The 13,661-nt window shown below is 64.6% G+C and carries 14 protein-coding genes; 9 read left to right on the top strand and 5 right to left on the bottom strand.

Going from position 1 to position 13,661, the window contains the following annotated elements; genetic code table 11:
• Positions 1 to 38: 38 nt before the first annotated feature.
• Together arsH and pncA are read right to left on the bottom strand one after the other, a co-directional pair.
• Positions 39 to 752, bottom strand: a complete 714-nt coding sequence (arsH, locus tag ACXAG6_RS18470; protein WP_475339349.1) for an arsenical resistance protein ArsH — start codon at positions 750 to 752, stop codon at positions 39 to 41.
• 49 nt (positions 753 to 801) lie between these two features.
• Positions 802 to 1,401 (bottom strand): bifunctional nicotinamidase/pyrazinamidase, encoded by a 600-nt coding sequence (pncA, locus tag ACXAG6_RS18475; protein ID WP_475339350.1) that lies wholly within the window; start codon positions 1,399 to 1,401, stop codon positions 802 to 804.
• Positions 1,402 to 1,528: 127 nt separating this feature from the next.
• Between pncA and ACXAG6_RS18480 the strand changes: the two genes are divergently transcribed.
• The 3 genes from ACXAG6_RS18480 to ACXAG6_RS18490 are packed head-to-tail and all read left to right on the top strand — an operon-like array spanning position 1,529 to position 3,580.
• Positions 1,529 to 2,071 carry an NADPH-dependent FMN reductase gene (locus ACXAG6_RS18480; RefSeq protein ID WP_475339351.1) on the top strand — a complete coding sequence of 181 codons (543 nt, stop codon included), beginning with the start codon at positions 1,529 to 1,531 and terminating at the stop codon, positions 2,069 to 2,071.
• A gap of 49 nt (positions 2,072 to 2,120) precedes the next feature.
• Positions 2,121 to 3,017, top strand: a complete 897-nt coding sequence (trhO, locus tag ACXAG6_RS18485) for an oxygen-dependent tRNA uridine(34) hydroxylase TrhO (protein ID WP_475339352.1) — start codon at positions 2,121 to 2,123, stop codon at positions 3,015 to 3,017.
• On the top strand, positions 3,014 to 3,580 hold the full coding sequence (locus ACXAG6_RS18490; RefSeq protein WP_475339354.1) for a hemerythrin domain-containing protein: 567 nt from the start codon (positions 3,014 to 3,016) through the stop codon (positions 3,578 to 3,580). Before trhO ends, ACXAG6_RS18490 begins: the two co-directional genes overlap by 4 nt.
• 96 nt (positions 3,581 to 3,676) lie before the next feature.
• Here the strand turns inward: ACXAG6_RS18490 and ACXAG6_RS18495 are convergent, their stop codons facing one another.
• A complete protein-coding gene (locus ACXAG6_RS18495; RefSeq protein ID WP_475339355.1) occupies positions 3,677 to 4,441 on the bottom strand; it encodes an HpcH/HpaI aldolase family protein in 765 nt (254 codons plus the stop codon).
• Between the two features lie 148 nt (positions 4,442 to 4,589).
• Between ACXAG6_RS18495 and ACXAG6_RS18500 the strand changes: the two genes are divergently transcribed.
• Positions 4,590 to 5,546, top strand: coding sequence for a hypothetical protein (locus ACXAG6_RS18500; RefSeq protein WP_475339356.1), 957 nt, complete (start codon positions 4,590 to 4,592; stop codon positions 5,544 to 5,546).
• Here ACXAG6_RS18500 and ACXAG6_RS18505 read toward each other — a convergent pair.
• Complete coding sequence (locus tag ACXAG6_RS18505; RefSeq protein WP_475339357.1) at positions 5,543 to 6,601, bottom strand: bifunctional transcriptional activator/DNA repair enzyme AdaA; 1,059 nt, start codon at positions 6,599 to 6,601, stop codon at positions 5,543 to 5,545. The genes ACXAG6_RS18500 and ACXAG6_RS18505 overlap by 4 nt on opposite strands.
• Before the next feature lie 145 nt (positions 6,602 to 6,746).
• Between ACXAG6_RS18505 and ACXAG6_RS18510 the strand changes: the two genes are divergently transcribed.
• The 5 genes from ACXAG6_RS18510 to ACXAG6_RS18530 all read left to right on the top strand — a co-directional run bounded on the left by ACXAG6_RS18510 (position 6,747) and on the right by ACXAG6_RS18530 (position 11,161).
• Positions 6,747 to 8,171 carry a cytochrome ubiquinol oxidase subunit I gene (locus tag ACXAG6_RS18510; RefSeq protein WP_475339358.1) on the top strand — a complete coding sequence of 475 codons (1,425 nt, stop codon included), beginning with the start codon at positions 6,747 to 6,749 and terminating at the stop codon, positions 8,169 to 8,171.
• A 3-nt stretch (positions 8,172 to 8,174) separates the two neighbouring features.
• Positions 8,175 to 9,206: a cytochrome d ubiquinol oxidase subunit II gene (gene cydB, locus ACXAG6_RS18515; RefSeq protein ID WP_475339359.1), complete on the top strand. Its 1,032-nt coding sequence runs from the start codon at positions 8,175 to 8,177 to the stop codon at positions 9,204 to 9,206.
• Positions 9,206 to 9,301, top strand: coding sequence for a DUF2474 domain-containing protein (locus ACXAG6_RS18520; RefSeq protein WP_475339360.1), 96 nt, complete (start codon positions 9,206 to 9,208; stop codon positions 9,299 to 9,301). Before cydB ends, ACXAG6_RS18520 begins: the two co-directional genes overlap by 1 nt.
• A gap of 8 nt (positions 9,302 to 9,309) precedes the next feature.
• Entirely contained in the window at positions 9,310 to 9,750 is a 441-nt protein-coding gene (locus ACXAG6_RS18525) for an acyl-CoA thioesterase (RefSeq protein WP_475339362.1), read from the top strand.
• A gap of 244 nt (positions 9,751 to 9,994) precedes the next feature.
• Positions 9,995 to 11,161, top strand: coding sequence for a winged helix-turn-helix domain-containing protein (locus tag ACXAG6_RS18530; RefSeq protein WP_475339363.1), 1,167 nt, complete (start codon positions 9,995 to 9,997; stop codon positions 11,159 to 11,161).
• 28 nt (positions 11,162 to 11,189) lie between these two features.
• On the opposite strand, the gene gyrB is transcribed toward ACXAG6_RS18530, so the two are convergent.
• A complete protein-coding gene (gene gyrB / locus ACXAG6_RS18535; protein WP_475339364.1) occupies positions 11,190 to 13,607 on the bottom strand; it encodes a DNA topoisomerase (ATP-hydrolyzing) subunit B in 2,418 nt (805 codons plus the stop codon).
• Positions 13,608 to 13,661 lie beyond the last annotated feature (54 nt).

The raw sequence follows: 13,661 nt of genomic DNA on the forward strand, positions 1-13,661 counted from the left end.
TTTCAAGCGGGGCCGGGGGAGTCCAGCGGGGGGGCGGGTCAGGTGGCGTCTTTCAGGTTCACCCGCTTCGATAGCTCCTCGCGGGTTTCCACCCGTTCCGAGTAGCGATCCACCAGATGGTCCTTGATGTCACGGGTCAGGAGGGTGAAGCGCACCAGCTCCTCCATCACATCGACCATGCGGTTGTAGAACGGCGAGGGTTTCATTCGCCCGTCTTCAAACTCGTTCCAAGCCCGCGCCACCGAGCTTTGGTTGGGGATGGTCAGCAGCCGCATCCAGCGGCCCAGAATGCGCATCTGGTTCACCGAGTTGAAGCTTTGCGAGCCGCCCGAGACCTGCATCAGCGCCAGCGTCTTGCCCTGCGTCGGGCGCACCCCGCCGATGGGCGAAAGCGGGATCCAGTCCACCTGGTTTTTCAGGATGCCGGTCATCGCGCCATGCCGCTCGGGCGATGACCAGACCATGCCTTCGCACCACATCACCATCTCGCGCAGTTCCGCCACCTTGGGATGATCGGCGGGCGCGTCATCGGGCAGGGGCAGGCCGGAGGGGTTGTAGATACGGGCCTCGCAGCCGAGCTTTTCCAGCACCCGCGCCGCCTCTTCCACCATCAGCCGGGAATAGGCCACCTCGCGCAGCGAGCCATAAAGCAGCAGAATCCGCGCCGGGTGCGTGCTGTGCTGCTGCGGGAAAAGCTGCTCCGGGTCGGGCGCGCGAAAGCTCGCCTCGTCAAGCTGGGGGGTATTGGTCATCTGTTCTCCGTTCCGGGGCTTCGCATGGCGGAACAAGTCCCCTTGAGGATCAATCCACCACCACGCCGGCGCCGCGCATCCCGTCCATCGCCGCCTTCAGCGAGCCGTCGAGATCAATCGCGCGGCAAAGGTCGGTTCGCACGGTCACGGTGAAGCCGAGCTTGGCAGCGTCGACGGCGGAGAAGTTCACGCAGTAGTCGGTTGCCAGCCCCACCATTGTGAGCTTTTCGATCCCACGCGTGCGCAGGTAGCCCTCCAGCCCGGTCGGCGTTTCGTGGTCGTTCTCGAAGAAGGCCGAATAGCTGTCGATCCGCGGGTTGTAGCCCTTGCGCACGATCAGATCGGCCCGGGTGGTATCAAGATCGGCATGAAACTCGGCCCCCGCGCTGCCCTGAATGCAGTGATCCGGCCAAAGCACCTGCGGGCCATACGGCATGTCGATCATCGAGAACGGCTCGGCCTCGGGGTGGCCCGACGCGAAAGACGAATGCCCCTCCGGGTGCCAATCCTGCGTCAGCACCACGGCGGGAAAATCACTCATCAGGTCGTTGATCCCCTGCACGATCGTATCACCCCCCTCCACGGCCAGTGCCCCGCCGGGGCAGAAGTCGTTTTGCACGTCAATGACGATAAGGGCGCTGTCGGGCATGGGCTGTTGTCTCCTTTGGTTGGCGCGAAAGGTAGCAGCGAGGATCAAAGCGTCAATCTCCGGGTTGATCTTGCCGCCTGCCGGGCCAGTTGGAGCCAGCGGGAGGACAGGACAGAAGGAAAGACACATGAAGAAAATCGGCGTGATCGTCGGCAGCCTGCGTGAAGGCTCGCTCAACCGCAAACTTGCCGAGGCCGTTGCCGGAATTGGCACAGACCTGATGGCCTTCTCCCCCATCGAAATCGGCGCATTGCCCCATTACAACGATGATCTCTGGTCCGACCCGCCCGCAGACGTCACCGCCTTCAAGGCCGCGATTGATGCGGTTGCTGGCTTTCTTTTCGTGGTGCCCGAATACAACCGCAACATCCCCGGCTTCGTCGCCAATGCGCTGGATTGGGGCTCGCGGCCTTGGGGCAAGAGCACATGGGTCGGCAAGCCCGCCGCCGTGATAAGCGCCTCGCCAGGCGCGATCAGCGGCGCCGTTGCGGCACAGCACATGCGCATGCGCGGCGTAGCGCTGGGGATGCACGTGATGGGCTATCCCGAGGTGTATATGCGCACCGATGGCGAATTTTTCTCGGAGACTGGCGAGATTGCCAAGGAAGACACCCAGAAGTTCCTGCGGGACTGGGCCGAAAGCTTCGCCGCCTTCGCAGAGAAGTTCTAAGCCACCCTTGGCATTGCCTGAGGGCGCGGCGAGCGCTATGCCGCGCCCCATGTTCACCGTCGCCGCGCTCTACAAGTTTGCTTCCTTCCCCGACCCTGCCGCGCTGCAGGGGCCGCTCAAGGCCCTCTGCGAGGCCGAAGGGCTCTGCGGATCGCTCCTGCTGGCGCCCGAGGGGATCAACGGCACCGTGGCCGGGCCCCGCGCCGGGATTGACGCGCTGATCGCGCATATCAAAGCCCTGCCGGGCTGCGCCGATCTGGAGTGGAAGGAAAGCAAGGCCGCCGAGCGCCCCTTCCGCCGGATGAAAGTGCGCCTCAAGCGCGAGATCGTCACCCTTGGCGTGGAGGGCGTGGACCCGACGGCCTCGGTCGGCACCTATGTTGCCCCCGCCGAATGGAACGCGCTTATCGAGGCGCCCGATGTGGCGGTGATCGACACGCGGAACGATTACGAGGTTGCCATCGGCACCTTCGAGGGCGCGGTGAACCCCGAAACCGCCAGCTTCGGCGAGTTCCCGGCTTGGTGGGAGGCCAACAAGGATCGGTTTCACAACAAGCGCGTGGCGATGTTCTGCACTGGGGGCATCCGCTGCGAAAAATCGACCAACTACCTGAAATCACAGGGCGTTGACGAGGTGTATCACCTGCAGGGCGGCATCCTGAAGTATCTGGAAGAAGTGCCGGAGGAAGAAAGCCGCTGGGACGGCGAGTGCTACGTGTTCGACCAGCGCGTCTCGGTGGGCCATGGATTGAAGCCGGGCGACTACCAGCTTTGCCACGCCTGCGGACGGCCCGTTTCGCCCGAGGGGCGCGCCGCGCCGGACTATGAGGAAGGCGTGCAATGCCCGGCCTGCGTGGGCGAATATACAGAAGAGGACCGCGCCCGCTTTCGCGAACGGCAGCGCCAGCTTGCACTGGCCCGCACCCGCGCTAGCTCCGCCGAATGACCGAGCTGGATCTTCACACCCGCGCACAACTTCCCGACGCCCTCCGTGTTCTGCTGGCCGACCACCCCCGCGAAACATGGGAGGCGCATCCGCATTTCGCCGGTTTGGTGGAGTTCTGGCTCGACCGGCACCTGATGTTCCGCCGCCTGCTGGCGCTTTTATCACAAGAAACCGAAACGCTGCTCGACAGCGGCGATGCGTCTCGCTTCGGCGCCGCCCTACCGCGCTATGGCGGCATGCTGCTGCAACAGCTCCACGGCCACCACCAGATCGAAGATCAGCACTACTTCCCGCTTCTGGAGGCCAAGGCACCGGAGATTGCGCGGGGGTTTCAGCTGATGGAGGCTGACCATGTGCAGCTTGATCCGGCCCTCGTGGGCTTTGCCGATGCAGCGAACCTGACGCTTGGCAAACTGGCGGAGGGAAAGAATGCCAAGGATGCCGCCGCCCCCTTCGCCGCGTCGCTCGGAAGCCTCGGAGGCCTGCTTGACCGACACCTGACCGACGAAGAAGAACTGGTTGTGCCCGTCGTGCTCAAGCTCGGCCCCGACACCATCGGATAACGGCAGCCGAGTGTCGCCTAGCGGCGCGGATGAACGCGCCGTCAGGGCTCATCGCAGCTGCGATGAGGGCCAAACGGGCCGAAGAGCTGTTCCCGACTACCCGGTAAATCGCTCGCGCGCCGCAATCACCCCGGCGCGCAATACAGAGGCGTCCAGCGTCACAGCCACAAACACCGCGCCCGCCTCTTCGGCCTCTTTCTGGAAGGTCGGATCCAGCGTCAGAATGCCCGGGGCCTTGCCCGCCGCCTTGATCCGCCGGATCCCATCGAGGATCGCGGCCTTTACCTCCGGATGGGTCGGCTGACCGGCATAGCCCATCGAGGCGGCAAAATCCGCCGGGCCGATGAAGATACCATCAACACCATCCACCGCCGCAATGCCCTCGGCCTGTTCCATCGCCTCCACCGTCTCGATCTGCACCAGCAGGCAGATCTCGCGCTCGGCGTTCTGGATGTAGTCTTTCACCGCGCCATAACGGCTGGCCCGCGTGGTGCCGCCCACGCCGCGCACGCCCTTGGGCGGGTAGCGCACGTGCTTCACCGCAAGCTCGGCTTCTTCCACGCTCTGCACGTAGGGAATGAGCAGCGTCTGCGCGCCCTGATCAAGCAGGCGTTTGATCTCCAGCATGTCGTTCCAGCCGGGCCGGGCGATGGCGCTCACCGGGTAGGGCGCGGCGGCCTGCATCAGCGGCAAGAGGCCCGGAATCGTCACCGGCGTATGCTCGCTGTCCAGCAGGATCCAGTCAAAGCCCGTGCCCGAAAGCAGTTCGACCACGCCCGGATCGGGGATCGTGTTCCACACACCAACCTGAAGCCGACCCTCGGCAATTGCGGCCTTGAAGGCGTTCTTCGGCAAGTCCATGGCGCTCTCCCTCTCTCGCTCCGGCGCGACTATCCGCCATTCACCGGGAGAAGCCAAGCCAACGGCCCGGCGGAACAAAATTGCCAACCCACCGCCATATTGACGCCCCGCCAGCGGCTATCCTTCCCCCTCAGCAAGAGGTGCCCCGATGGCTGACGAAAATTTCTGGTCCTACCACCTGCCCTACCGTCTGTCCTGCCTGCGCCGCCGGATCGTGGCGTTTTCGGCGCTGCCGCTGATCGGGGCCGCCATTTCCATTGCGCTCAGCCCGGGCACCGCGCCATTGGCCGACCCGGCGGTGCTGCTCGTGGTCATGGCGCTCTGGGCAGGCTTCATGGTCTGGCACCACGCGATCTTCCCCGGCGGCTGGACCGAGGCCTTGCCAATGGCCGTGATGTTCACCGGGCTCCTCGCAACAACCGGCGGGATGACCCTGCACACCAATGGCCCGGCGCTCGCCGACCCGCAGGTGCAATGGCAAATCATCTGCCTGTTCATGACCTTTGTCGCAGGCACCTTCCTGCTCGTCTGGCTGCTGCCCACCGCCCTCGTGGCCCTGCCCACGCGCACCTACCGAACGCGCGGAAGCACTTGGGTTCCGGTCGCGCCCGAAGCGCTGGAAGAGGCGATGATCATGCGCCCGGGCGAAGCCAATGGCCACCACCGCTGCGGCCAGGCTGACGACGAGGGCTTCTTTCCGGTCTGGTTCACCGCCAACATCCCCGATTCAGAAACCTTCGAGCCATGCGAGCGCGAGATGGGCTACAAGATTCGGGTGATAGAGTCCGAAGATGGCGAGATCACCTGCCATGCCATCGTGCCCGAAAGCGGCGCAAGCTCGATGGCGCGGCAGCGCTTCATCCCCGAGGCGGGCGGCACCCGCTACGAGATTGATGAGGTGCATGACAACTTCAACCCCTTCACCCGGCTGATGTTCTGGCTAGATGACGCCCACACCGATTATGTCACCTCCTTCGTCGACGAGATCGAAGGCCGCGAACCCCGCGCCATCAAGCAGCAGGTGCAGGACATCATGCTGTCGCGCCTCGCAGGCTGGATGGTAAAGAACGATCTGGCCGGGCCCAACGCGGGCGGAAAGCCCTAGGCCGCGCGGGCGGCAAAGCCACGCTCCAGCGCGATCAGCCGTTCCTTGCGCCAAAGCCCGCCGCCATAGCCGGTGAGGTTGCCATCCGCCCCGATCACCCGGTGGCAGGGGATCACCAGCGCAATCTGGTTGGCGCCGTTGGCCCGCGCCACTGCCCGCACCGCTTGCGGCTTGCCAATGGCCTGCGCCACTTCGCTATAGCTGCGCGTCTCGCCTGCCGGTATCTCCTGCAACGCGGCCCAAACGGCGCGGGTAAACTCCGAGCCATGCAGCGCCAGCGGCGTGCCAAAGCGCGCGCTCTCTCCGGCAAAGAACCGGCCCAATTCGGCGGCAACCTGATCGGTCGGCGCAGGCCGCCCAAAGCCCAGCGAGCCCTTCACCGCCGCATGAAGCCTCTGCAACTCGCGCGGCAGAGCCTTGCGGCCCACGAATTCCAGCAGGTGCAGCGACCGGGCATCGCTGACAGCCACCATCGGGCCAAGGGCCGTGTCGATCCAGTCGGCCATCAGCAGCGGCTTGCGGTCGAACGCGCCGGGCACCATGCCCAGCATCCGTCCGAAGGCAGCGCGGAACGCCGACGCGCTCTCGAATCCTGCATCCAGTTGCGCCTCGATCACCTTGCCGCCCTCTCCCAGCACCTCCAGCCCGGCGAGCAGCCGCCGCTGCCGCGCCATCTCCAGAAAGGTGGTGCCGAAGGCCCGCTTGAAGGCGCGGCGCACGGTAGAAGGATCATACCCCTCCGCCGCCACATCCGCCTCGCTCCAGCGCCGCGCCGGATCGGCGGCCAAGGCCTCCAGCAGTGCGGTGACTGTAGAATCATCGGTGAGCGCGTCGAGCGGCTTGCACCGCTTGCAGGCCCGAAAGCCCGCCTCGATGCAGGCCTGCGCTGTTTCTCTGAATTCGCAGTTCTCCCGCTGCGGCTTGCGCGCCGGGCAGGTCAACCGGCAGAAAATCCCGGTTGAGCGCACGCACACCAGCGCCCGCCCCTCATAGCTCGCATCCCGCGCCATCAGCGCGGCATAGAGCGTGTCATCATCTGGCAATCGAAACAGCATGGCCCCAGCCTAGCCCGCCGCCCGGCCCCGCGCAGCCGGAAATCGGGCGCCTATTTTCACCCTGCGGCAAAGCGGCACTCCGACTCGACGCGCTTCGCCATTAGGCTACCTCCTGCGCAACCTGAAACAGCCAATGCCGAGATCCATGTTCGAAGCCTTTGATGCCGTTTTCCTCGCCCGCCTGCAGTTTGCCTTCACGGTTTCATTTCACTTCCTGTTCCCAGCCTTCACCATCGGGCTGGCCTCCTACCTCGCCGTGCTCAACGCGCTTTGGCTCTGGACCAAGGAAGAACGCTTCCTTGCGCTGTTTCGCTACTGGGTGAAGATCTTTGCCCTCGCCTTCGCCATGGGAGTCGTCTCCGGCATCGTGATGTCTTACCAGTTCGGCACCAACTGGTCGGTGTTTTCCGACAAGGCCGGCCCGGTGATCGGTGCGCCGATGGCCTACGAGGTGCTCTCGGCCTTCTTCCTTGAAGCGGGCTTCCTCGGCATCATGCTCTTCGGGCGGGATCGTGTGGGCCCGGGGCTTCACATGGCCGCCACCGCCATGGTCGCCGTGGGCACCTTCATCTCGGCCTTCTGGATCCTCTCGGTGAACTCGTGGATGCACACCCCCGCGGGCTTTGAGATTGACCCGGAAACAGGCCAGTTCCTGCCCACCGATTTCTGGCAAGTCATCTTTAACCCCTCCTTCCCCTATCGGCTGGCCCACACCGTCACCGCCGCCTACCTCACCACTGCTTTCATCGTCGGCGGCGTGGGTGCCTGGCACCTGCTGCGCCACCGCCGCAGGGGCGAAATCTCGACCCCTGCCAACCGCACCATGTTCTCCATGGCGATGTGGATGGCCGCGATCGTCGCCCCGGTGCAGATTTTCCTCGGAGACCTACACGGTCTGAACACGCTGGAGCATCAGCCGGTAAAGGTCATGGCGATGGAGGGCCACTATGAGAGCCACCCCGACGGCGCGCCGCTCTATCTCTTCGGGGTGCCCAATGACGAGACGCAAACGCTCGACTACGCGGTGGGCATTCCCAAGCTGTCATCGCTGATCCTCAAGCACGATCTGAACGCCCCGCTCGACGGGCTGGATACCGTGCCGGATGAAGACCAACCGCCGGTTTTCATCGTCTTCTGGGCCTTCCGCATCATGGTGGCCATTGGCTTTGCCATGCTCGGCCTTGGCCTCTGGTCCCTCTTCGCGCGCGCCCGTGGCCGCCTGTTCGACTGGCCCATGCTGCACCGCGCCGCCGTGCTGCTCGGCCCCTCCGGCCTTGTCGCCGTGCTCGCAGGCTGGGTCACCACCGAGGTCGGCCGCCAGCCCTTCACGGTGTATGGCCTGCTGCGCACCGCTGACAGCGCTGCCCCGCTCGATGCGCCCGCCGTGGGGGCCTCTCTGCTGGCCTTCTTCTTGGTCTATATGGCCGTCTTCGGCGCGGGCACATGGTATATCCTGCGCCTCATGAGCCACCCGCCCGCCACCGGCGAGCCTCGCCTCAAGGATGTGGCCACCGGCCCCGTCCGCGCGGCGGGCCGCTCCCCTGTTTCCGACGCCCCGAAGGAGGAATGACCCATGCCCCTTGCTGAAGGTATCTCCTTTGATCTCACCATCATCTGGGCCTTCATCATTGCCTTCGCGGTGCTGGTCTACGTTGTGCTCGACGGGTTCGACCTGGGGCTCGGTATGCTCTTTGCTCTCGAACCCCGCCGCAAGGACAGAGACGTGATGATGAACACCGTCGCCCCCGTCTGGGATGGCAATGAAACATGGCTGGTGATGGGCGGCGGCGGCCTTTTCGCGGCCTTCCCGCTGGCCTACGCGCTGATCCTTCCCGCGGTCTACGCCCCGCTCATCGCCATGCTTCTGGCGTTGGTCTTTCGCGGTGTTGCTTTCGAGTTTCGCTGGCGGACCGAGCGTTGGAAGCCGCTGTGGGACATTGCCTTCATCGGCGGTTCGGGCCTTGCCGCGTTGACCCAGGGCATCACCCTCGGCGCGATCCTGCAAGGCATCGAGATCGACAAAGCCGCCCGCGTCTACGCCGGTGGCTGGTGGGATTGGCTCACCCCCTTCACGCTCGCCGTGGGCGTTGCGGTGATGGTCGGCTACATGCTGCTGGGAGCCTGCTGGCTGGTGCTCAAAACCACGGGCGAGTTGCAAAACCGGATGCGCCGCTGGGCGCTGCTTTTCGCCCCGCTCACCGTTGGCTTCATCGCATTGGTCAGCCTGTGGACGCCCTTCCTACAAGAGGGCTACTACGCCCGCTGGTTCACCGGTTGGGGCTGGGGGCTTGCCGCCATTGTCGGCGCGTTCACCGCCGCCGCCTTCGTCTTGCTGATGATCCGCCTGCGCGTGGCCTCTGCCGAGCTTTCGCCCTTCATCCTCGCGCTTGCGCTCTTCACGCTCTGCTTTGGCGGCCTTGGCGTGTCGATGTTCCCCTACATCGTGCCCACCGAGGTGACGATCTGGGAGGCCGCCGCGCCGGAAAACTCGCAAGTCTTCATGCTTATCGGCGCGGGCATCCTGATCCCGGTGATCCTCGCTTATACCGCCTTCGCCTATTGGGTCTTCCGCGGCAAGATCGACGCGGATTCGGGCTATCACTGATGCGCCGAATAGCTTGGTTCATCGCGCTTTATGGCGGCTCGGTGCTGGTGTTGGGCCTCGTGGCCCTTGCCATCCGGGCCGCGCTTGGTCTCTGATCGGGGGCATGAAAACGCCGCCCGGCACCCGCGCCGACTATTTTGCCCATGCCAGTCACGACACCCGCTGGAAGGACATGGACCCGTACGGCCACCTCAACAACGTGGCCTATTACGAGCTGTTCGATACGGCCGTGAACGCTTGGCTCATCCAAGCAGGCCTGCTTGACCATATGAATGGCGACCAGATCGGCGTGATGGTCGAAAGCGGTTGCCGCTTCCACGCCGAAATCCGTTTCCCTGATCCGGTCACCTCTGCCTTTCGCGTCGCCCATATCGGCACCTCCTCCGTGCGCTACGAAATCGCCCTTTTCCCCGGCGACAGCGATATTGCCGCCGCCGAAGGTTTTTTCACCCACGTCTACGTTGACGCGGCCACCCGCCGCCCCAAACCGCTGCCAGACAGCCTGCGCAAAGCCCTCACCGCGCTACGCCCCGCGCAGATGTGAGGCGCGGGCCGAAACCCTGACGACCGCGACGCCTCCACCGAGGCCCTGCTCGCCGTTCTGACCAGATAAAAAGCAACGCACGACCCGTAGGGTGGGCAATCTGCCCACCATCCCTACCGGCCATGCATCCCCCGTCCATTCAAGATCAATGGCGAAGCCTTCTTGGCCCGCCGCTCCCGCGTCGCCCCCCGAAATGTCAGCAACCGGATTGCAAACCCCGCGCACCCGGCCCAATCCTGCCGCAATGACCGCGCTCACCATCTCCAATGCCCAGGCCCGCGCCCTCTGGCTCTCTGCCCACGGCCTCGCCACGCCGCCCACCGGCAAGCTCGACGCGCCCGGCATTATCCACGATCTCGGCTTCGTCCAGCTCGACTCCATCCAGATCGTCAGCCGGGCCCATCACCACATCATGTGGTCGCGCAACGCCAACTACCGTGAACCGATGATGGACAAGTTGCTCGGCAAGCAGCGAGCCGTCTTCGAGCATTTCACCCATGATGCCTCCGTGCTGCCGATGGAATTCCTGCCCATGTGGCGCCGCCAGTTTACCCGGATGCGCGAAAGGATTTCCCGCTCCGGCTGGTGGGGCAAGATCGACCCCGATCTGCTCTCCTCCGTCAAGGCACGGGTGGCCGAAGAAGGCCCGCTTTGCACCCGCGATTTCGAGCACACCCACGAGGGGCCCAAGGAGATGTGGCAACGCCCACCGCACAAACGTGCGCTCGATTTCCTGTGGTTTTCCGGTGAGTTGGCCACCTGCCACCGCGAGGGTTTCACAAAGCATTACGATCTCGCCGAGCGCGTCTTTCCCGCTCATTTGCGCGAGCAGGAGGTGCCCGATTCCGAGCAGATCGACTGGCTCTCCCGCGCCGCCCTGCACCGTATCGGCTTCGGCACGCCCGGCGAGATTCGCAAGTTCTGGGATGCCACCACCGTCGCCGAAACCGCCCGCTGGGCCGAGGCCGCGCCCGGCCTTGTGCCTGTCGAGGTGGAAACCGCCAACAAGACCCGGTTCAAGGCGCTGGCCTGCCCCGACATTAAGGCCCGGCTGGAGGCGCTCACCGCCCCCACCTCACGCCTTCGCATCCTCAACCCGTTTGACCCGGCAATCCGCGACCGCACCCGCCTGAAACGCCTCTTCGGCTTCGACTACACCGTCGAAATGTTCGTTCCCGCCGCCAAGCGGCAATGGGGCTACTACGTGTTTCCACTGCTCGAAGGGTCGCGCTTCGTTGGCCGGCTGGAAGCCAAGGCCAACCGCAAGGCGGGCACGCTCACCGTGATGAACCGCTGGTCAGAACCGGGCGTGCGCCCCTCCAAGGCCCGTGAAGACAAGCTCGCTGCCGAGCTCACACGGCTCTGCCGCCTTGCGGGGCTCGACAGCGTTATCTGGGCCTGCGACCGCTAATGTAGGGTGGGCAATCTGCCCACCTTCCCTAGAAGTCGAGGTTCTCCACGCTCAGCGCGTTCTGCTGGATGAACTCGCGGCGGGGTTCCACCACATCGCCCATCAGCTTGGTAAAAAGGTCATCGGCCTCCGCGAGGTCTTCGACTTTCACCTGCAACAGCGTGCGCGCCTCCGGGTCCAGCGTGGTTTCCCACAGCTGACCGGGGTTCATCTCCCCGAGACCCTTGTAGCGTTGCAGCGTCAGCCCGCGCTCGCCTTCCTCAAGGATCGCCTGCAGCAGGTCGAGCGGCCCGTGAATCTGGGTTTCGCGGTCTTTGCGGCTCAGGGTGCCCATTTGCTTGTAGATGTCGCGGCCTTCACCGGCCACCTGTGCCAGTCTGCGGGCCTCGCCCGAGCGCAGCACAGCGCCATCCAGCGTGCGGATTTCTTCAACGCCCCGCAGAACGCGGGCCAGACGAATGCCATGGTCTTGCGTGATCCGGCCCTGCCAGCCGCGCTCGTATTCCACCGCCACCTGATCCAGCCGGGCGGCAATGGCATCGGCGACAGCTTGCAGGTCTCGGTCTGCCGCGCCCGGCTCAAACGCGCCGGCCAGCGCGGCCTGCTCCAGAATGCGCGTGGGGTAATGGGTCGGGAAGGCCTGAAGGATGCGGCGAAACTGGCGGGCGGCATCGGCCACGCGGGCCAGATCCTGCCCGGCAATCTCCTCGCCGCTCGGCAGCCGCAGCACCGCGCCCTCCACACCCTGCGCGATTAGGTAATCTTCCAGCGCGGGCACGTCCTTGAGGTAAACCTCTGACCTCCCACGCGAAACCTTGTAGAGCGGCGGCTGCGCAATATAGAGATACCCACCCTCGATGATCTCCGGCATCTGCCGGAAGAAGAAGGTGAGCAGCAGCGTGCGGATGTGCGCGCCGTCCACGTCGGCATCGGTCATGATGACGATCTTGTGGTAGCGCAGCTTGTCGATGTTGAACTCGTCGCGGCCAATCCCGGTGCCCATCGCGGTGATCAGCGTGCCAATCTCCTGACTGCTCAGCATCCGGTCAAACCGGGCGCGCTCGACGTTGAGGATCTTACCGCGCAGTGGCAGCACCGCCTGATTGCTCCGCGCCCGGCCCTGCTTGGCCGAGCCCCCGGCGGAGTCACCCTCCACCAGAAAAAGCTCCGACTTGCTCGGATCTTTCTCTTGGCAATCCGCCAGCTTGCCGGGCAGCGAGGCCACGTCCATCGCCGTCTTGCGCCGGGTCAGCTCGCGGGCCTTGCGCGCCGCTTCGCGGGCCAGCGCCGCCTCGACGATCTTGCCGACGATCTGGCGCGCTTCCAGCGGGTGCTCCTCGAACCACTCTGCGAGCTTTTCGTTGACCAGCCCTTCAACTGCAGGCCGCACCTCGGAGCTCACCAGCTTGTCTTTGGTTTGGCTGGAGAATTTCGGGTCAGGCACCTTCACGCTCAACACGCAGGTCAGCCCCTCGCGGGCATCGTCGCCCGAAAAGCTCACCTTCTCCCGCTTCGCAATGCCCGAAGACTGCGCATAAAGGTTGATCGTGCGGGTCAGCGCGCCCCGGAAGCCTGCCATATGGGTGCCGCCATCGCGCTGGGGAATGTTGTTGGTAAAGGGCAGCACCGTCTCGTGGTAGCTGTCGTTCCACCACATCGCCACTTCCACGCCGATGCCATCCTTATCGCCGACCATGAAGATCGGCTCTTCCATCACCGGGGTCTTGTGCCGGTCGAGATACTTGACGAACTCGCGCACGCCGCCCTCGTAAAACAGCTCGCTTTCCAGCGCCTCCGCCGGGCGCTCATCGCGCAGCAGGATGCGGACGCCCGAGTTGAGGAAGGCCAGCTCGCGCAGGCGGTTCTCCAGCGTCTTGAAGCTGTATTCAAGGTTTGAGAACGTCTCGGTCGAGGCCAGAAAGCGCACCTCGGTGCCCTTCTTGCCACCCGCATCGCCAAGCACCTTGAGCGACTCTGTCGTGACGCCGCCCTCAAACCGCGCCACGTGCTCCTTGCCGTTGCGCCAGATGCGCAGTTCCAGCCAGTCAGAAAGCGCGTTGACGACCGAAACGCCAACCCCGTGCAGACCGCCAGACACCTTGTAGCTGTTCTGGTCAAACTTACCGCCCGCGTGCAGCTGGGTCATGATGACCTCGGCCGCGCTGACGCCCTCTTCAGGGTGCATATCCACCGGAATCCCGCGCCCGTTATCGCTGACAGAAACCGAATTATCGGCATGCAGCGTCACGGTTACACGGTCGGCGTGGCCCGCCAGCGCCTCGTCGATTCCGTTATCGACGACCTCATACACCATGTGGTGCAGGCCCGAGCCGTCATCGGTATCACCGATGTACATGCCAGGGCGTTTGCGAACCGCCTCCAAGCCCTTGAGAACCTTGATGGAATCTGCGCCGTATTCTTCGGGTGCCTGTTCGTTTTCGGCCATGCCGCCTGTCCGTTGTTGTTGTGCCGGATTTATAGACTTTCGGGCCGGGGATGT

It is taken from the genome of Vannielia sp. ABF1_015 (assembly GCF_056160745.1).